The sequence below is a fragment of the Variovorax sp. AB1(2024) genome, assembly GCF_037482385.2.
GTDB lineage: Bacteria > Pseudomonadota > Gammaproteobacteria > Burkholderiales > Burkholderiaceae_C > Variovorax.
On sequence record NZ_JBBHKP020000001.1, the window covers coordinates 3710908 to 3728593 of the forward strand.

Annotated in this window: 16 protein-coding genes; all 16 read right to left on the reverse strand. The window is 69.5% G+C overall.

What is annotated here, in order from left to right; all coding sequences use genetic code 11:
* Positions 1-2 precede the first annotated feature (2 nt).
* On the reverse strand, positions 3-782 hold the full coding sequence (locus WIX39_RS17390; RefSeq protein ID WP_409195465.1) for a response regulator transcription factor: 780 nt from the start codon (positions 780-782) through the stop codon (positions 3-5).
* Positions 775-1884: a UDP-glucose 4-epimerase GalE gene (gene galE, locus WIX39_RS17395; RefSeq protein ID WP_106934515.1), complete on the reverse strand. Its 1110-nt coding sequence runs from the start codon at positions 1882-1884 to the stop codon at positions 775-777. Before galE ends, WIX39_RS17390 begins: the two co-directional genes overlap by 8 nt.
* Positions 1885-1916: 32 nt before the next feature.
* Positions 1917-3149: a glycosyltransferase WbuB gene (locus WIX39_RS17400; protein ID WP_106934514.1), complete on the reverse strand. Its 1233-nt coding sequence runs from the start codon at positions 3147-3149 to the stop codon at positions 1917-1919.
* A complete protein-coding gene (locus WIX39_RS17405) occupies positions 3146-4399 on the reverse strand; it encodes a lipopolysaccharide biosynthesis protein (protein WP_106934513.1) in 1254 nt (417 codons plus the stop codon). Before WIX39_RS17405 ends, WIX39_RS17400 begins: the two co-directional genes overlap by 4 nt.
* A gap of 23 nt (positions 4400-4422) precedes the next feature.
* On the reverse strand, positions 4423-5358 hold the full coding sequence (locus WIX39_RS17410) for a hypothetical protein (RefSeq protein WP_106934512.1): 936 nt from the start codon (positions 5356-5358) through the stop codon (positions 4423-4425).
* Between the two features lie 35 nt (positions 5359-5393).
* Positions 5394-6344: a hypothetical protein gene (locus tag WIX39_RS17415; protein WP_234382588.1), complete on the reverse strand. Its 951-nt coding sequence runs from the start codon at positions 6342-6344 to the stop codon at positions 5394-5396.
* A complete protein-coding gene (locus WIX39_RS17420; protein WP_234382585.1) occupies positions 6341-7441 on the reverse strand; it encodes a glycosyltransferase in 1101 nt (366 codons plus the stop codon). The genes WIX39_RS17415 and WIX39_RS17420 overlap by 4 nt, the downstream gene beginning before the upstream one ends.
* Complete coding sequence (locus tag WIX39_RS17425) at positions 7438-8775, reverse strand: hypothetical protein (RefSeq protein ID WP_081268277.1); 1338 nt, start codon at positions 8773-8775, stop codon at positions 7438-7440. Before WIX39_RS17425 ends, WIX39_RS17420 begins: the two co-directional genes overlap by 4 nt.
* Positions 8776-8789: 14 nt before the next feature.
* Positions 8790-9914, reverse strand: a complete 1125-nt coding sequence (gene gmd / locus WIX39_RS17430; RefSeq protein ID WP_106934511.1) for a GDP-mannose 4,6-dehydratase — start codon at positions 9912-9914, stop codon at positions 8790-8792.
* Positions 9907-10884, reverse strand: a complete 978-nt coding sequence (locus WIX39_RS17435) for a GDP-L-fucose synthase family protein (protein ID WP_106934510.1) — start codon at positions 10882-10884, stop codon at positions 9907-9909. Before WIX39_RS17435 ends, gmd begins: the two co-directional genes overlap by 8 nt.
* A gap of 29 nt (positions 10885-10913) precedes the next feature.
* The gene (locus WIX39_RS17440) at positions 10914-11615 is read right to left on the reverse strand and encodes a sugar transferase (protein WP_106934509.1); all 702 of its coding nucleotides are present in this window, start codon (positions 11613-11615) and stop codon (positions 10914-10916) included.
* Positions 11612-13930 carry a polysaccharide biosynthesis tyrosine autokinase gene (locus WIX39_RS17445; protein ID WP_106934508.1) on the reverse strand — a complete coding sequence of 773 codons (2319 nt, stop codon included), beginning with the start codon at positions 13928-13930 and terminating at the stop codon, positions 11612-11614. The genes WIX39_RS17440 and WIX39_RS17445 overlap by 4 nt, the downstream gene beginning before the upstream one ends.
* Before the next feature lie 38 nt (positions 13931-13968).
* Positions 13969-15138, reverse strand: a complete 1170-nt coding sequence (locus WIX39_RS17450; protein ID WP_106934507.1) for a polysaccharide biosynthesis/export family protein — start codon at positions 15136-15138, stop codon at positions 13969-13971.
* A gap of 97 nt (positions 15139-15235) precedes the next feature.
* A complete protein-coding gene (locus tag WIX39_RS17455; RefSeq protein WP_106934506.1) occupies positions 15236-16165 on the reverse strand; it encodes an alpha/beta fold hydrolase in 930 nt (309 codons plus the stop codon).
* Positions 16158-16976 carry an alpha/beta fold hydrolase gene (locus WIX39_RS17460; RefSeq protein ID WP_106934505.1) on the reverse strand — a complete coding sequence of 273 codons (819 nt, stop codon included), beginning with the start codon at positions 16974-16976 and terminating at the stop codon, positions 16158-16160. The genes WIX39_RS17455 and WIX39_RS17460 overlap by 8 nt, the downstream gene beginning before the upstream one ends.
* A complete protein-coding gene (locus WIX39_RS17465) occupies positions 16973-17686 on the reverse strand; it encodes a 4'-phosphopantetheinyl transferase family protein (protein WP_106934504.1) in 714 nt (237 codons plus the stop codon). Before WIX39_RS17465 ends, WIX39_RS17460 begins: the two co-directional genes overlap by 4 nt.

Consider the following 17686-nt stretch of genomic DNA (forward strand, 5'->3'; position numbering starts at 1 on the left):
GCTCAGATGAGCCCGGAGTAAGCCGCGTAGCTCACGGCCTGCGCACGCGAGTGCACGTGCAATTTCTTGTAGATGTTCTTGATGTGCGCGTTGACCGTCTGGCCCGAGATGCCCAGCTGCACGCCGATCTCCTCGGTGACCTGGCCGCGCGCCACGCAGCGCAGGATCTCGCACTCGCGCGTGGTCAGCGTGGCCTCTCGCGTGGGCGGGTCGCCGGCCGGCGGCGGGCTGCCGGGCCGCGCGCTCAGGCGCGAGAGCAGGCGCCGCGCGAGCCGCGGCGTGATGGCCGCGCCGCCGTTCACCACCTGCAGCACCGCCTGCGCGAAGCTCTGCAGCCAGGCGTCCTTCAGCAGGTAGCCGGTCGCGCCCAGTTCGACGGCATGCATCACGTGCGTCTCGTCTTCCAGCGCGGAGATCACGATGATTTCGCAGCCGGGATGCTGCTTGCTGGCCTCGCGGATCAGTTCGAAGCCGGTGCCGTCGCCCAGCCGCAGGTCGACCATGAGCACGTCGAACTCGTGCGTGGCCAGCAGCCGGCGGCCGTCGCGCAGGCTGCCGCCCTGGCCCTCGAGCTGTATTCGCAGGTCCGACAGCAGTTCCTGCGCGATCACCCGGCGCATGAAGCTGTCGTCGTCCACGAGCAGCACGCGCACCGGCGCGCCTTCCTGCCCGGTCAGGAAGCCCGGCCACAGCGGCTGGGTGGGAGGGCAGACGCCGCCCGGCGGATATCCGCTCCGGGCGTCGGCCTGCTCTTCTGGGGAGCGGTGTGCGTTGTCAGGCATTGGAGTGTCCGAGGTTGGAAGTTGCGTGAAAGATCTGCAGGTCGGCGGCGCCCAGCCATGGCGGCTGCATCGGGGGCACCGGGTCGTCGAAACCGTGCGGGTTCGCGGCCTGCCAGCGCCAGCTGTCCGCGCACATCTGGTCGAGGTCGCGGCGCGCGCGCCAGCCCAGGCGGGCCTGTGCGTTGCGTGCGTCGGCCCAGTAGGCGGGGGCGTCGCCGGGCCGGCGCGGGCCGATGCGCAGCGCGATGCGCCGGCCGCTGGCGCGCTCGAAGGCGCACACCACCTCCAGCACCGAGGCGCCGCGGCCCGTGCCCAGGTTGGTCATGAGGATGCCGGGCTCGCGCGCCGCGTGGCGCAGTGCCGCCACATGGCCTTCGGCCAGGTCCATCACGTGCACGTAGTCGCGCACGCCGGTGCCGTCGATGGTTTCGTAGTCGGCGCCATGCACCAGCAGATATTCGCGCTCGCCCGCAGCCACCTGCGAGATGTAGGGCATGAGGTTGGCGGGCGGCCCGTGCGGGCGCTCGCCGAGCAGGCCGCTTTCGTGCGCGCCGACCGGGTTGAAATAGCGCAGGCAGGCAATGCCCCAGCGCGGATCGGCATGCGCGAGGTCGGCCAGCAGGTTTTCCACCATGGCCTTGGTGCGGCCGTAGGGGTTGACCGCCGCATACGGGGCGCTCTCCGGTATGGGGGAGTGCCGCGCGTCGCCGTACACCGTGGCCGACGACGAGAACACCAGGGTGCGCACGCCGGCGCGGCCCATCGCCTGCACCAGTGCCAGCGTGCCGGCCAGGTTGACGTCGTAGTACGCCAGCGGGTCGGCCACCGATTCGCCCACCGCTTTCAGCCCCGCCAGGTGCACCACCGCCTCGATCGCATGCTCGGCGAACACCCGGTCCAGCGCAGCGCCGTCGCGTACGTCGCAGCGCAGCAGCAGCGGCTGCAGGCCGGTGATGCACCCCACCCGTTGCAGCGAACGCGCGTCGCTGTTGACCAGCGTGTCGAGCACGAGCGGCTGGTAGCCCGCCTCGATCAGCGCCACGCAGGTGTGGCTGCCGATGAAGCCTGCACCACCGGTCACGAGTATCTTGGCGCGGGGCATGGTGTGGGCTCCTTGGCGTGGACAGCGTCGGCTCAGCCGGCGACGCAGCGAAGCAGTTCCTGCTCCAGGCGCTGCAGGATGGCGTCCTCGTCGAGCGCGGACTCGGCGAACCGGCGGCCGGCCGCACCCATCTGCTCGCGCAGTTCGGGCGACATGGCGAGTTGCTCGATGGCATCGGCCAGCGCGGCGGCGTCGCCGGGCTCGACCACCATGCCGCGCCCCTTCACCACGTTGCTCAGCTCGGTGCCGGCGTGCGCGGTCACGACCACGGCACGGCCGCTGGCGAGCATGCCGCCCAGCTTCGACGGCATGACCAGGTCGGCGGCGTCGGCGCGCTGGGGCAGCACGTGGATGTCGGCCATGCTCAGCAATTCGTTGAGCCGCTCGGCCGGCTGCAGCTCCAGGAAATGCACGTTGGCCAGGCTGGCGCAGGCGGCGTGCAGCGACTCGCGGCTCGGCCCGCTGCCTGCGAACACGAAATGGATGCTGCCGGAGCACACCAGCAGTCGCGCCGCCTCCGCCAGAAGCTCGATGCCCTGCTTGGTGCCGAGGCTGCCCGCGTACAGCACCACCACCGCGTCGTCGGGAATGCCGAGCGCGGGCCGGTAGCCGTAGGGCGCGACCGTGCGCGGCAACGGGTGGATGGCCTTCACGTCGACCCAGTTCGGAAACAGCACCACGCGGCTCTCGTCCACGCCCTTGCCGCGGGCCTTCTCGATCATTGCGGCCGAGATGGTCGATACCCGGTCGAAGCGGCTCATCAGCCAGCGCTCGGCCGAGCGTGCGAAGCGCTGCGCGCGTTCGCCGCGCACGTGGCCCAGGCCGAAGGCGGCATCGACCTCGTAGTCCTGGATGTGCAGCCACGACTTGATGCCCCGCAGCCGCGCGAACAACAGCGCCGACGGCGCGCAGAACAGCGGCGGCTCGACCACGAACACCACGTCCGGCTTCCAGCGCCACTGCGCCAGCAGCACCGGAAAGCTCGACAGCATGAAGGAGAACAGATGCCCGAGCCGCGCCAGCGCGCGCGGCCGCGCGGGCACCCACAGGGGCGTGCGCCAGACGGTCACGCCGGCCCAGTCGCTCTTGCGGTAGGTCCAGGCCGAGTAGCCGCGGTACACCGACCACTGCGGAAAGAACGGTGGCGCGGCAATCACGCGCACCTCGTGGCCCCTGGCATGCAGCCAGCGCGCCATCTCGCCCGAGTACTTGCCGATGCCGGTGAGCTCGGGCGAGAAGTTCATCGAGTACAGCAGGATCTTCATGGCGACCGCCTCAACAGACGGACGATGGGGAAGAAGCCGAACTGCAGCCGCATGCGCGTCTCGTACAAGGCGAAGTCGCTCAGGCAGGCGATGAAGAACACGTAGTGCGGCCGGCCCGGGAACAGCAGGATCACCGCGCCGTAGGACAGCAGCCGCAGCGCCACCTCAAGCAGCGCCCAGCGCCCGAGCGAGCCCATGGAGGTCTTCAGCGACAGCACCATCTCGTGATGGATGGTGTAGGTGCGCAGCAGGAAATACGGCGCAATGCACAGGAAGATGGTGCGCGCCTGCTCGCCCATCTTGAGCAGCGGCGCGGCCACGGTGATCAGCCCCGCCAGCCCGACGAACAGCGCGCAGCCCAGCAGGAACGAATGCCGTGCCAGCTGCAGCTTCGAGGCCGCGAGCTTTTCCGGGTCGGCGTCCATCATGGCCGTCGTCTTGGTGAACAGGAAGGCTTGCACGAACTGCGACGGCGCCTCCGCCAGCAGGAACGCGAGCTTGAAGGCGCCCACGTAGCTCAGCGGCATGAAGAAGGCCACGATCAGCAGGTCCGACTTGCGCAGCAGGAAGGTCAGCAGCGAATACACCGTGGCGCTGGCCTGCGATGCGAGCTCGAGCGCGTGCCGCCCCCGCGGCGGCGCCGCGCCGCCGGGCGGGATGCAGATGGCCGCGCACACCACCACGAACGCGAACAGGTTGATGAGCAGCAGGTGCGCCACGTCCAGCTCGAAGCCCAGCGCGGCGCAGATGCCCACGCCCAGCACCAGGATGGTCGAGCGGATGCCGGCCTCGAGATTGAGCAGCCCCGCATGGCCGAGGCCGCGGCTGTAGGCCAGGCGCAGGCAGTTGAACGAGAACACCGCCAGCGTGACCACCACCAGCACGAAGGGCACGTCGGCCACCGGCAGCCTCTGCAGCGCCAGGATGACGACGATCAGCGCCGTGGCCACCGGCAGCCCGAAGGCCAGCGTGCGCACCACGTCGCCCTGCGTCACGCCGGGCGGCACGGCCGCCGCGTTGCGCGAGAACAGCAGCGTGCTGCCCAGCGTGCCGACCACCAGCGCCACTTCCAGCACCGACTGGTAGATCGAGTATTCGCCGAAGCGCGCGGGCGACACGTTGGCCGCCATCAGGAAGATGGCGACGAAGCCCGACAGATAGACGTAGAGCCGCGAGACCAGCGCCCCCAGGCCGAGCAGGCGCGCCATGCGCGCGCCGGGCAATGCGAGTGAAGGGCTGAAGGGTTTCATGCGCGCGGCCTGTCGGGTTCGGGCTACTTGGCGGCCGGGGCGTTTGCGAGGCCGAGCGCGTCGAGGGTGCGGCGCACCCGCGTGGCCAGCCGGAACGCCTTGTTCTTGGCGCGCCGCGCCACCATCAGCGCGTAGGTGACGGCGGCCACGGTGCGCATGCGGCCGTGCAGCGCGTGCGGCATGGCCATCTTCGCGCTGCCCTGGAAATGCAGCGCCACCACGTTCGTCCGCCCGCCCGCCGCGGACGTGAGCCACGGCCGGCCGTCGGCATAGGTGATGCGCTTGGCGCCGCCGCGGTAGCGGAACTCGTTCGCCAGGTGGTTGTGCGGGCTGTTGATGTTGTGGTCGATCACCATGCCTTCGAGCACGCGGTTGATCGGGCCGTCATTGCCGCTGGCGCGCGCCCACAGGTAGAGCAGCGTCATGTCGGACACGCCGCCGCGGATGCCGCGCGCCGCAAAGCGCGCCGCGATCTCGCGCAGCTTGCGCCGGCCCGATGGCGTGGTGTAGGTGTCGAGCACGAAGGCCACGAAGCGCCGCAGGCCGTTGGCGGTCCAGTAGCTCACGTGCGGCGAGACCTGGCAGGGGTTCCATCCGTCGGCGGGGCTGATGTAGGAGCCCGAGAAGTCCGCCTTGCCGGCAAGGCGTCGCACATGCTCGCCGATGCCCTTGAACAGCAGCACGTCGCTGTCGATCAGCACGAAGGCGCTGCAGCCGGGGTTGGCGGCCAGGTATTGCGCGAGCAGGAAGTAGCGCCGGAAGCAGATCCGCTCGAACTCCGGCGAGTTGCTCGACAGGTGCACGTAGGCATGGCGAAAGCGTTCGTAGGCGGGGCCGGCGTCGGTGTCCGACAGCACTACGAGTTGTTCCTGCGCGAGCGCGGCGGACTCGCGGCACAGCGCGAGCGTGCGGTTCTGGCGGTCTTCGACCACGACGAAGGGGAGGGCGGTGTGGGTCATGTGTGACAGCATGGGTGGAGGGTTGATGCGGCGCGTCAGGGCTTGCGGGCGGTGGCGCTCTTCACCAGCGCCACATGGGCGGGCAGGAAGCGTCCGTTGTTGTCCAGGGGCATGTCGAGCGTGAAGAGGCCGCGCGCCACGCGGGCCTCGCCGATCCAGTCGCGCAGCTGCTGCGCGGTGAAGCGCGGCGCCGCCTCGCGGCCCCACGAGGGCGTGAGCGGCGTGAGCACGTGGAACACGAGCTCCGAAGGCGGCGGCGCGAAATGCGCGGGCGGCTGCATGTATTCGCCGGCCATGAGGTTCTGGCAGGGCGCGCTCTTGAGGCTGAAGCGCGCCTGCCCCTCGCCGGCATTGAAGGCCAGCCAGCGGTTGGCCGCGCCGCTGCGCGCGGCGTCGCACAGCGTTTCCCAGCCCGCGGCCGAGATGCCCTGCGTGTTGTAGGTGCCGTCGAACCACCAGCCCTTTGCCAGCGGACCGTAGCGCTCCGACCAGTCGCGGATCACGCTCGACCACGCGGCGATGAAGCGCGCCGGCGGCGGCTCCTGTTCGGAAACGTCGCCCAGGCAGGCCATGAGCGCGGGGTCGGCCTGCGGGGCACGGAACGGCAGGTACAGGATCAGCGCGATGCCGCGTGCGCGCAATGCCTCGCCTATCTCCAGCGGCAGGTCGCGTGGCGGGCGGTTCCTGGCGGCGCCGGGGCACAGCACCTCGAGCGCGGAGTTCGGCGAGATGTACTGGCCGTTGTTCTGGCCCAGCGTGAGGATCAGGTGCGACGCACGCATCTGCGCCAGCCCCGAAGCGAAGGCTTCGACGTCGAAGTTCTTGACCTGCGCGATGGACTGCTTGTCCGGCAGGTAGTGCACCATGACGCCGAAGCCGGGCACGGGGGCCTCGGCCTGTTGGGCAGTTTGCGCGGTTTGCGCGGGCTGTGCCAGCGCAACCGATGCCGTGGCGCAAAGAAGCAGCAGGGTGGCGAGCGCTTTCATTGCACGGCCCTCGCCAGCGGAACGGCGGCGCGCTTGAGCGCCAGGTAGCGCGCGGCCACCGCGCCCGGCGCGCAGGCCTGGGCGTGCAGCCATGCGGGCCGCGTGCGCTCGTGCCGGGCCAGGTAGCGCGCGAGCCGGTAGGTGTCGCAGGAGGCGCTGCCCACGAAGAAGCCGTAGCCCGAGAACAGTTCGCGGTGCACCGGAATGTCCGACAGCAGCAGCGGCACGCCCAGCGTGGCGGCTTCGGCGGCCGAGAGATTGAAGCCCTCGAAGGTCGACAGCGAGATGAACGCCGTGGCGCCCGCGTAGAGCCGCACCAGTTCCTCACGCGACACCAGCCCGCGGTGGCGCACGCAGCCGCGCACCTCGGGCGCCAGCGCGGCGACCATGCGCTCCACCTCGGCCGCGCCGTTGCCGGTGATGTCCAGGAAGTCGACCAGGCCCGCGCGCTTCATGCGCTCGAACAGCGCGAGGATGCCGCTGAAGTTCTTGTGCGGGTAATAGTGGTAGGCCGCGATCAGGTAGCGCTCCTGCGCCTGTTCCGTTTCCGGCGCAGGAGCACGGACGGGCGCGCGCGGCGCGTCCACCGGGTTGAAGATCACCGAGGCATGCGCGCAGCGCGCGAAATGCCGCTCGAAGTCATGCAGGCTGCTCTTGCTGATGAACACCGCGTTGGCCGCGCTGTGCGCGACGCGCCACAGGCTCCAGTCGAGCCACATGCGCTTTGCCCGGCTGAAGTACGCCGGGTAGGCCTTGTATTGGAGGTCGTGAACGATGACGACCGCGTCCGCGTGGCGCCCGAACAGCGTGAAGGGCAGGAAGTAGTTCGGGAACAGCGCGTACACCCGCTCGCCGGTCAGCAGCGCGCGGATGCGGTGGAAGTTGTAGAGCAGCGTTTCCAGCAGGAAGCGGCTCACGCCGAACCGCCGCGCCGCTTCGTACAGGCGTGGATGCCGCTCGCTGACGGACTGCACGCTGTCCCCCTGCGACAGCCGCATGTTGCGCAGCAGCACCTCGGCAACGTTGAGCACGCCGCCGGACCTCGGGTTGAGGCGGATGGTGTCGTAGAACAGGTAGGTGGCCATGTGCTTGCTCACGGAGTCGGGAGGTCGTGGCGCACCGTGGGCGGCAGGGCACGCACGCGGCGCATGCGGCGGCTGCGCGCGCTCAGGGCGCCGGCGATCACCGCGGCGATGAGGCCCGAGGTCGCGAACGGGCCCCAGCCCAGGATCGGACCGCGCATGAACGGCACGTAGGCCGACAGCAGCACCAGCGCCGAGAGGTAGCTGCCCGACAACGCGCGATGCGGATCGATCGCCCTGTCGACCAGCCGGAAGCCCGCGGAGATCGCGATGCCCAGCAGCAGCGGCCCCATCAGCCCGAAGTCGAAATAGGCGGTGGTGAACGGCGGCAGCGACAGGTTGCTCTGCGAGAAATTGCCAAGAATGGCCGACCAGCCGAGCGGATCGAAATCCGGAAACATCTTCAGGTCGCGCGGCAGGAAGAACGAGAAAGCCGACAGCAGGTAGCGGCCCCAGCCCAGGTCGGGAATGGGCGCGCGCTCCAGGATGCCCGCCACCACGAACATCGCGTCGAAGTCCTGGCTGAACGGAAAGGTGGTTAGCCCTTCGCCCCACATGCTGCCGCGCGAGAGCAGGTTCAGCACCGGCCCGAGCGCGGCGATGGCGCCGAAGATCAGCCCCGCCAGCGCCCAGCGCCAGTGCCTCTGCCGCGCCAGCGCGTGGATGAACAGCGGCAGCAGCCCGATCAGCAGGATCTGCCGCGCCGTGTTGACCGGGTTGGCCGCCACCGCCGCCAGCGCCAGCGCCAGCCCCGCCGAGGCCCAGGCCCACGGCGTGCGCCGGCGGAACGCATGGATCGTGAGCGCCACGAAGCACATCAGCACCACCAGCTTGGGCAGCGTGCTGTACACGATGAAGTCGACGGGAACGCTGTCGTCCTCGCCCGGCATGCCGCGGGCCACGAAGTTCAGGTCGGGCCGGATGAAGAGCGTCGCGAAGGCCGCGAACGAGCAGCTCAGCAGCAGCAGGAACGGGTGGGCCACGCCGACCGCGCGCGCATGGTGGAGGCCCGGGCGGTGCACCGGCGATTCGGGCATGCCGAAGCGCGCGGCCTCCACGCCGGCCATGTACAGCAGCAACAGAACCAGCGCCTGCGTGTGCGAAGACGTGGTGAGCACGCCCGTTTCCCAGAAATCCACGTCGTTGGCGATCTGCATCGCCGGCGCCAGCGAGAAATAGGTCAGCAGGGTGGCGTAGTGGATCAGCAGGAACACGCTGCCGCCCGAAGAACCCAGCAGCGCGAGCTGCACCAGCGACAGCACGAACACCGCCGCATAGCCCCAGGCAGGATCGACCAGCCCGCACAGGAAGGCGCAGACGATGCCGGACCAGAAGGTGAGGGTTCTCATGGCGGGCTCCGCGCTCAGGCCTCGATGCTCTGGGGCGTGTGGTACCCGTGGCGCTGCAGCAGCGCACGGCGCTTGGCCAAGCCGAGATCCGAAGCGACCATCTCGGCCACCATCTCGTCGAGCGTGATCTCCGGCACCCAGCCCAGGTCGTCCGCCGCCTTGGCCGGGTTGCCGCACAGCGTCTCGACCTCCGAGGGGCGGAAGTAGCGCGGATCCACACGCACCAGCACGTCGCCGACGCAGACTGCCGGCGCATCTTCGCCTTCCACCGCGCTGACAATCGCCACCTCGTCGAGTCCGCGTCCTTCGAAGACCAGTGTGATGCCGAGCTCGCGCGCGGCCTTGGTGACGAACTCGCGGATGCTGTACTGGATGCCCGTGGCGATGACGTAGTCGACCGCCGTCGGCTGCTGCAGCATCAGCCATTGCATGCGCACGTAGTCCTTGGCGTGGCCCCAGTCGCGCAGTGCGTTCATGTTGCCGAGAAAGAGGCACTGCTCCAGACCTTGCGCCACGTTGGCCAGCCCTCGCGTGACCTTGCGCGTCACGAAGGTCTCGCCGCGCCGCGGGCTCTCGTGATTGAAGAGGATGCCGTTGCACGCGTAGAAGCCGTAGGCCTCGCGGTAGTTCTTGGTGATCCAGTAGGCGTAGAGCTTGGCCGCGCCGTAGGGGCTGCGCGGATAGAAGGGCGTGCTTTCGCTCTGGCGGCCCTCCTGCACGAGGCCGTAGAGCTCGCTGGTGCTGGCCTGGTAGAAGCGCGTCTTCGACTGCAGGCCCAGCAGCCGGATCGCCTCGAGCAGCCGCAGCGTGCCCAGCGCGTTGATGTCGGCCGTGTATTCCGGGCTCTCGAAGCTCACGGCCACGTGGCTCTGCGCGCCCAGGTTGTAGACCTCGTCGGGCTGGACCTCCTGCATGATCCGCGTGAGGTTGCTGCCGTCCGCCAGGTCACCGTGGTGCAGGTGAAGATGGCGCTGCGCGATGGAATGCACGTCGGCGTAGAGGTGGTCGATGCGTCCGGTGTTGAACTGCGAGGTACGGCGCTTGATGCCGTGCACCTCGTAGCCCTTCTCGATCAGCAGTTCCGCAAGGTAGGAGCCATCCTGGCCCGTGATGCCGGTGATGAGTGCGCGTTTAGGCATGTTCGATCTCTTCGGTGGACAAGGTGGTGGAGAGGTAGGCGGCATAGGCGCGGCGCAGGCCTTCGGCCAGCGGCACTGTCGGCCGCCAGCCGATGGCGGCGGCGCGCGTCACGTCGAGCAGCTTGCGCGGCGCGCCGTCGGGCTGGGTGGTGTCGTAGCGGATGTCGCCCTGGTAGCCGGTCACTTCGCGGGCCAGTGCAGCCAGCTCGGCGATGGACACGTCTTCGCCGGTGCCGAGGTTGATGTGGCCGCACATCGGCGTGGTGTGGTGCGCGTAAACGGCTTGCGGAAGGTTCATCACCGCGATGCAGCCGTCGGCCATGTCATCGACATAGAGGAACTCGCGCCGCGCGCGGCCGCTGCCCCAGACGACCACCTGCGGCGCGCGTTCCTGCCGGGCGCGGTGGAAGCGCTGCAGCAGTGCCGGCACCACGTGGCTGTTCTGCGGGTGGTAGTTGTCGCCGGGGCCGTAGAGGTTGCTCGGCATCACGCTGCGGTAGTCGATGCCGTGGCTGGCGCCGTACTGCCGGTTGTAGCTCTCGCAGAGCTTGAGGCCGGCGATCTTGGCGATGGCGTAGGGCTCGTTGGTCGGCTCGAGCGGTCCGCCGAGCAGCGCGCCTTCGGCCATCGGCTGGCCGGCCAGCCGGGGATAGATGCAGCTGGAACCGAGGAACAGCATGCGCTTCACGCCCGCCAGAAATGCCTGGTGCGTCACGTTGGCCGCGATCATCAGGTTCTCGTAGATGAACTGCGCGGGGTAGCTTGCATTGGCATGGATGCCGCCGACCCGGGCCGCGGCCAGGTACACCTGGTCGACAGGTTCCATCGCGAAGAAGCGGGCGACCGCCGCCTGGTCGAGCAGATCGAGTTCGGCACGGCTGCGCGTGACGACCTCATGGCCTGCCTGCGCAAGCCGCGTCGCCAGCGCCTGGCCAACCATTCCGCGATGTCCGGCTACGAAGATGCGCATAGATGCTTTCATGGGTGGAAAAGGCGGCCCTAGCGCGAGCCACGCGCCCCGGCAACTACCGCGAAGGTCTTCAACAGAATCACGAGATCCCGCGTCAGCGACAGCGTGGACACGTACTCCGCATCCATCGCCGCGCGCCTGCGGTAGCTCACCTCGTTGCGGCCGCTGATCTGCCACAGCCCGGTGATGCCGGGGCGCACCGCGCAGTAGTGGTCCCAGTAGTCCCCGTACAGCTCCTTCTGCGCGAACATGCAGGGCCGGGGGCCGACCATGCTCATGTCGCCCAGCAGCACGTTCCAGAACTGCGGGAACTCGTCGATGCTGTACTTGCGCAGGAATGCGCCGAAGCGGGTGATGCGCGGGTCGTGCTCCAGCTTCTGGTACATGTCCCATTCGCGACGCGCGCCGGGGTTCTCGCGCAGGTGGCGGGCCAGCACGGCGTCTGCGTCGGCCACCATCGAGCGGAACTTGAGGAAGCGGAACACCTTGCCGTCCTTGCCGTAGCGCGGCTGCATGTAGATGGCCGGGCCGCCCGAGCTCATGAGCACGCCGAGCCATATCAATGCGTAGGCCCAGCCGAAGAAGACGAAGAACGAGCCCGCCATCGCGATGTCTGCCGCGCGCTTGGCCGCGCGCAGCCACGGGGCACCGCCGATCGGTGCATAGACGGGTGTGTTGGCGGCCGCGCCGTGAGCGGGCTGCGGCGGGGTGTTGGATCGAAGAACGCTCATGCCGCGTGCTCCGGTTCGATCCGCTTGGGCATCACGGTGTCGGCATCGTTCAAGCTCAGCGCGCCGGCGGACTCGCGCCTGTAGGCGTCGTAGTAGCCGTAGCTGTAGCCGCGGTAGTGGCGCCGTGTGGTGTCGACCGCGTTGAACACCACGCCGTGGAAGGCCGCGCCCACATGGCCCAGGCGCTTGACGCTTTCGAGCAGCTCGCCGCTCTCGCTCTGGTCGGCGCGGGCCACCAGCAGCAGCGTGCCCATGCTCGGCGCCATCGCTGCGGTCTCGGAGGCCAGCAGGGCAGGCGGCGCGTCGACGATCACCACGTCGTAGCGGCTGGACAGCGTGGCCAGCGTCTGCGAGAAGACGTCGCTGGTCATCATGCCGGCGGGGTCGGAGTGCAGCGTGCCCGAGGTCATGACATCCAGGCGCGGCAGCACGTGGTAGTGAATGGCGCGGTCCAGCGGCACGCCGCCGGTGATCACGTCGGACAGCCCGTCCTTGCGCTGCAACCCGAACTCCTCGCTCAGGGTGCCGCGGCGCAGGTCGGCGTCGATCAGCAGCACGCGCTTGCCCGACGACGCCAGCAGCGTCGCGAAGTTGGAAGACACGAAGGTCTTGCCCGCGCCCGCGGTGGCGCTTGAGATGAGCACGCGGTTGTTGGGCGCGCCCAGCATCACGAACTTCAGCGCGGTGCGAAGGCGGCGCAGCCCCTCCAGCGCCGGGTCTTCGACATGCAGCGCCGCCAGCACCTTCACGCCCGGCTTGCCGCCGCGGATGGCGCGGTCGAGCACGCGCTGCTGGGTGCTCAGCGCGATGGTGCTGTACACGTTGAGCCCGGTGACGGCCTCGATCTCCTCGGGGCTGCCGATCGACTTCTTCAGCGTCTTGCGCAGCAGTGCCGTGGCCCCGCCCAGGAAGAGCCCGCCCGCCAGCGACAGCGCCATGACGATCAGCGCCTTCGGCCGCACCGGCTTCTCGGGCAGCAGCGCCTGGTCGAGCACGCGCACGTTGGCCACCTTGCCTTCCTTGGCCAGCCGCATCTGCAGCGAACTGTTCAGCAGCGTCGCGTAGAGGTCGGTGTTGACCTTGATGTCGCGCTGCATGCGCAGCGAGTTCTGCTGCAGCATCGGCATGCGGCGGATGCGCCCGTCGACCGCGCCCAGCTCCTTCTTGAGCGAGGCGATCTGCGAGTCGAGCGTCTGCACCGCCGGGTGCGCCGCGGTGAAGCGGCCCACCAGGTCCAGGCGCTTCTGCTTCGCGTCGAGCAGCTTGGCCTGCAGGTCGACGTTCTGCGACAGCGCGTTGCGGGCCTCGTCGTCCAGGCTGATGGTGCCGTTCTGGTTGCGGTACTGGTTGTAGCTGTCTTCCGACTGCTCCAGCTGGGTCTTGAACTTGGGCAGCTCGGTGCCCAGGAAGGCCAGCGCGCGCTCGGCCTGCACCGTCTTCTGGTCGATGTTCTGGCGCACGTACAGGCGCGAGACTTCATTGAGCACGTCGGCCAGCTGGCCGCGGTCCTCGGCCTGCATGCTGACGTCCATCACGCCCGACTGCTTGCCTTTCTCGACCACCCGCAGGTCTTTCTGCAGGCCCAGCAGGGTGAGCTGCTTGGAATTGCGCACCAGCTCGAAGGCGCCGCCGGGCTCGGCCTCGAAGGAGCCGACCAGCAGGTGCAGCGTGCCGCCCGGCACGGCGGCGTCCAGCGGCACGCCGACCTTGCCCTGCAGCGGGGCCTCCAGGCCGGAGTTCGTCAGCGTGTAGTTGCCGCCGGCCTCCGCCGTCAGCAGGAACTTCTTGCCTTCGAAGGCCGGCGGCACGTCCATCTGCGCAACGGCGATGCGCTCTGTGCCCGAGACATAGTCGCCCATGCCGAAGATGCCCGGCGAAGACAGCCGGCTCGAATGCCGCGCCAGGAACTCGCCCACCACCGGGATGTAGCGCGGCCTGGCGCTGATGTAGAGCCTGGTGTTCTCCATGGCCTGGCCCAGCACCATGCGCGAGCGCAGGATCTCGGTCTCGCCGGCGACCGGCGTCTTCGAGGCGATGCCGGCGCCCCCGGTGGCGTCACCGGGGAAGTTGCCGCCCGAGCGGTCGGAGTCTTCCACCTGGATCAGGATGTTGGCCTCGTAGACCCTGGGCCCGAACAGCGCATAGCAGGCACCCGCCAGCAGCGCCAGCGCCGTGAGTCCGGCAATGAGCCAGCGGCTGTCGATGAGGATGTCCAGGTATTCCTGGAACCGGGATTCCCGGACCCAGGAAGCCTCGACCATGGGCATGGGGGTGCCCGCCGGAGCGGGAAGCGAAGGTTGCCAACGCGCGTTCATGGGGTTCACCTTTTCGTGCGGGAGACGGGGTGGGGCGCTTACCGGCGCGCGGTGTCGCGGGCCAGGTTGATGACCTGGGCCGACGGAAGAATCAGGCTGAACACGCGGCTCCACGTGGCCAGCGGCACGTGGTCGACGTACACCACGTCGCGCGGCTGCAGCTCGAAGCGGTCGGCCAGCGCGAGCGCCACCGGGTTCCTCGCGTTGAGGTTGAACACCTGCGGCGCGCCGGGGTTGTCCGGCGTGTTGCGCACGACGTAGATCTGGCCGGTGTCCGCTGTCGTCAGGTCGGGCCCGCCCACGTCGCCCAGCGCCTCGTTCAGGCTCAGGCGGCCGTTCAGGCGCATCTGCAGCGCCGACGGCGCCCGCACTTCGCCCATCACGTAGACCCGGTTGTCCTCGCGGGTGCCGACGTTCACGATGTCGCCGTTGCGCAGCGGAATGCCGTTGGCGTCGAAGCCCTGCGCCTGCAGCAGCGGCAGGTCGATCTGCGTCGATACGCCGCCGCGCGTGAGCGTGACATGAGAGCGGTCGCCGAGCTGGGTGAAGCTGCCGGCGCGGCTGATGGCTTCGGAAAGCGTCATCGGCACGTCGGTGAAGATCTGAAGCCCGGGCGTGCGCACCTCGCCCTGCACGTAGGCGCGCTGGCTGCGGAACGACTGGATGCGCACCGACACCTGCGGTTCCTTGACGAAGGCCTTGATGCGCCGCGCAACCAGTTCCGATGCGCCGCTCTCCGTCAGGCCCTGCACCTTGGTGCGTCCGATGTACGGAAAGAAGATCTCGCCCTTGGCGTCGACGATGAAGCCGGGCGCCACGGTGACGCCGGTCGGGTCCGACTGCTGCGCGATCACCGCGCCCGCGTTGGGCAGCAGTTCCGGATGGTCGTAGACGATGATGCTGATCACGTCGCCCGGCCCGATCGTGTAGACCGGCGCTTCGGCGAACAGCCTCTTGATGGAGTCGGGCACGCCCTTGGGCCGCTGCGCGATCTGCGTGCGGATCAGGTCGGGCGTGATCGGAATGATCTTGCCGGCGGCCGCCGACGCGGTCGCGTCCCCACCGCCCTGGTTGCCGTCTCCGTAGTTCAGAGGCCCCGGCGTGCCGAAGCCCGGCGCGCAGCCCGCCAGCCCCAGGGAAAGCAGCAGGGCCAGGCCCAGCCATCGCAGGCGGTATTCCGCCAGGGCGAGGGCTGAGAGCGTGCGCATGCCCGGTGAGGGCCTGGCGGAATGGATGTGGTCCATGGTTATCTCCTTGACTGCCGGTGTGAACGGTTCTGTGCGGGGTGGGTCGGGCTTGGCCGGCTCAGGGAGCGGCCAGGGTGGTGGGCATGGCGCGCCCGGCGCCTGCCGCGGCGCGGCTTGCGCTGCGCCGCTCGGTGCTGGCGCCGAAGCAGCGCTCGGCGACCCAGTCGCCCACCGACTGCAGGAACAGCTGCTGTCCCTTCTCGGTGCAGACGGTGTGGTCGACCTCGCGCATGAATTCGTACTGGAGCGATTGCGCGAAGGGCGCATGGCGGAAGGCGCCGAGCTGGTCGCGGTCGTAGTCGCAGACATGCAGCGAACCCGAGTACAGCAGCTGCATCGCCACCTTGCGCTCGGCCAGCTGCTTCATGGTGGCGGCGAACCAGTTGGCGGTGGCCTCGGGCGAGCTTTCCTCGGTGAAGAAGCCCGGCAGCGGCTTGTTTCCCGTCTGGATGCGCAGCACCCGGCGCTTGACCCAGCGCAACGCCTTGCCAGCGAACGACGGGTGCACCGGCGCGGCCAGCGCGCGCCGCACGGTGCGCTCCCAGCGCGTGCGGCGCTCGGGGAAGGCGAAGCCGTCGAACATCGAGATGCCGATCACGCGCGTGTCCGCCGCGCCGGCCGACATGGCGTGCTCCGCGCCCGAGCACATGCCGACGATCACGAACTGCCGGATGCCCAGCCTGTTCTCGATCAGGTCCATGGCTGCGCGCAGGTCTTGCACGGCGCGCGTGCGCAGGTCGCTGCTGGCGTCGGCCGCGTCGCTGTCGCCCACGCCGCCCAGGTCGAGCCGCAGGCTGCTCACCCCGCGCGCGGCCAGCAGGTGCGCCAGCTTGACGTTGATGCGGCGCGGGCCGACCCGGTGGTTGGCGCCCATGTTGAGCATCAGGCAGCCCACCGCGGCGGCGCCCTGGCCAGCCGGCGTGGTGAGCATGCCCACCAGCGATTCGCCTTGCCCGAAGCGGACCGGGCTTTGCGTCATGTCATTCATGAAGAGCTCCCTGGAGGCGGTTGAGCGCGTCCGCCGGCACCATCGCGCTGTTGGGATAGGGGTCGGCGGTCCACTCGAGACGGTGCTTGAAGTAGGCGAGGCGCACCGGCATGTGGCGCGACTGCTGCTCGGCGGCCCATTGCGCCGTGTATTCGTCTTCTGGCTGCGCCAGCACCAGCGTGTCGTGCAGCGCGGTGAGCTGCAGCGCGTCGGGCGTGAGCGCCGCGAGCTGCGCGCGCAGCGTGCTCGAAAGGGAAGCGCCCAGCGCTTCTTCCGGCACGGCGTCGGGCTCGCGCAGCAGGTTGCGGCGCCATGAGAGGTCGGGAATGCAGAAGGTGGCGTCGATGGCCGCCACGTGCTGCTCGCGCAGGAAGCGGGCGTAGCGCCGGCCGTCGATCACCGGCTCCCAGAGCACCAGCCGCACCGGGTCGCAGCGCCCGTTGCGCGCGGCCAGCACCGCCAGGGTGGCGCCGAGCCGGGCGCCGACCCAGACGATGCGCGCGCCGGGCGCACGGCGGCGCAGCTCCTCGTGCGCCGAGCACAGGTCGCGCCGCCAGCCTTCGAACTCGCCTTGGCGCTCGTCGCCCGGTGAATCGCCGGTGCCGTAGAAGTCGAAGCGCAGCGTGGCGATGCCGGCGCGCGCCAGGCGCTCGGCCAGCACCTTGAAGAAGCGGTGCGTGCGCAGGCCCTCGGCGCCATAGGGCGGGCAGACCAGCACGGCGGTTTCCGCGCTGCCGGCGTCTTCCGCGGGATGGAAGATGCCGAACAGCTGGCGCGACGCCGGTCCGAACATGAGCGCGAGGGAGTTCATGCGCGTGCCTCCGCCATCGGACCGCTCACGGTCGCGCGGCCCTGGGTCTCGCGCCATTCGGCGATCGCGCCGACGCAGTCCATGCGCGGCGGCGCGGCGCCCAGCACCAGCCACAGGATGCGCCCGGCCACCGAGAGCTCGACGCTGCGGCAATCGGGCTCCAACCCCACCTCGAAGCTCTGCGGCGACACCAGCATGCCCACGCCGATCGCCTTCAGGCAGGCCTCCTTGCGGGTCCAGCAGGTCAGGAAGGCGCGGTCGCGTTCGTGCTCGGGCAGCGCGGACAGGGCCTCGTTCTCGCGCCGCGTGAAATGCCGCGCGGCCAATGCGGCGGCGTCGGGCACCTTGCGAAGCAGTTCGACGTCGACCCCCAGCGGCCCGCGCCCGCCGATGGCGATCAGCGCCAGCCCCTGGCAATGGCTCATGGAGAACTGCGTGCGCGGGCGGCCCTGGAGCGAAGGCTTGCCGAAGGCGCCGACGGCAAAGTCCAGCGCATCCGCCGGCAGGCCGGTGTGCGCGGACAACACCTGCCGCAGCGCGATGTGCGCCGCCACGAAGTGCTGCCGGTCGCTGCCGAACCGGAAGCCGTCCGCCCGCTCGCACTCGTGCTGCGACAGGATCTGCGCGGGCAGCAGGTCGGTGAACTCGTCCAGGTCGACGTAGCGGCAGACCGATGCGTCGATGGAGCGTGCGAGGGAGGCGCTTGTCAT

What these genes read in the sequence shown, in the direction of transcription:
- WIX39_RS17390 (WP_409195465.1), bottom strand. Translation starts at nt 782, where the DNA reads ATGCCTGACAACGCACACCGCTCCCCAGAAGAGCAGGCCGACGCCCGG.
- galE (WP_106934515.1), bottom strand. Translation starts at nt 1,884, where the DNA reads ATGCCCCGCGCCAAGATACTCGTGACCGGTGGTGCAGGCTTCATCGGC.
- WIX39_RS17400 (WP_106934514.1), bottom strand. Translation starts at nt 3,149, where the DNA reads ATGAAGATCCTGCTGTACTCGATGAACTTCTCGCCCGAGCTCACCGGC.
- WIX39_RS17405 (WP_106934513.1), bottom strand. Translation starts at nt 4,399, where the DNA reads ATGAAACCCTTCAGCCCTTCACTCGCATTGCCCGGCGCGCGCATGGCG.
- WIX39_RS17410 (WP_106934512.1), bottom strand. Translation starts at nt 5,358, where the DNA reads ATGACCCACACCGCCCTCCCCTTCGTCGTGGTCGAAGACCGCCAGAAC.
- WIX39_RS17415 (WP_234382588.1), bottom strand. Translation starts at nt 6,344, where the DNA reads ATGAAAGCGCTCGCCACCCTGCTGCTTCTTTGCGCCACGGCATCGGTT.
- WIX39_RS17425 (WP_081268277.1), bottom strand. Translation starts at nt 8,775, where the DNA reads ATGAGAACCCTCACCTTCTGGTCCGGCATCGTCTGCGCCTTCCTGTGC.
- gmd (WP_106934511.1), bottom strand. Translation starts at nt 9,914, where the DNA reads ATGCCTAAACGCGCACTCATCACCGGCATCACGGGCCAGGATGGCTCC.
- WIX39_RS17435 (WP_106934510.1), bottom strand. Translation starts at nt 10,884, where the DNA reads ATGCGCATCTTCGTAGCCGGACATCGCGGAATGGTTGGCCAGGCGCTG.
- WIX39_RS17440 (WP_106934509.1), bottom strand. Translation starts at nt 11,615, where the DNA reads ATGAGCGTTCTTCGATCCAACACCCCGCCGCAGCCCGCTCACGGCGCG.
- WIX39_RS17445 (WP_106934508.1), bottom strand. Translation starts at nt 13,930, where the DNA reads ATGAACGCGCGTTGGCAACCTTCGCTTCCCGCTCCGGCGGGCACCCCC.
- WIX39_RS17450 (WP_106934507.1), bottom strand. Translation starts at nt 15,138, where the DNA reads ATGCGCACGCTCTCAGCCCTCGCCCTGGCGGAATACCGCCTGCGATGG.
- WIX39_RS17455 (WP_106934506.1), bottom strand. Translation starts at nt 16,165, where the DNA reads ATGAATGACATGACGCAAAGCCCGGTCCGCTTCGGGCAAGGCGAATCG.
- WIX39_RS17460 (WP_106934505.1), bottom strand. Translation starts at nt 16,976, where the DNA reads ATGAACTCCCTCGCGCTCATGTTCGGACCGGCGTCGCGCCAGCTGTTC.
- WIX39_RS17465 (WP_106934504.1), bottom strand. Translation starts at nt 17,686, where the DNA reads ATGACAAGCGCCTCCCTCGCACGCTCCATCGACGCATCGGTCTGCCGC.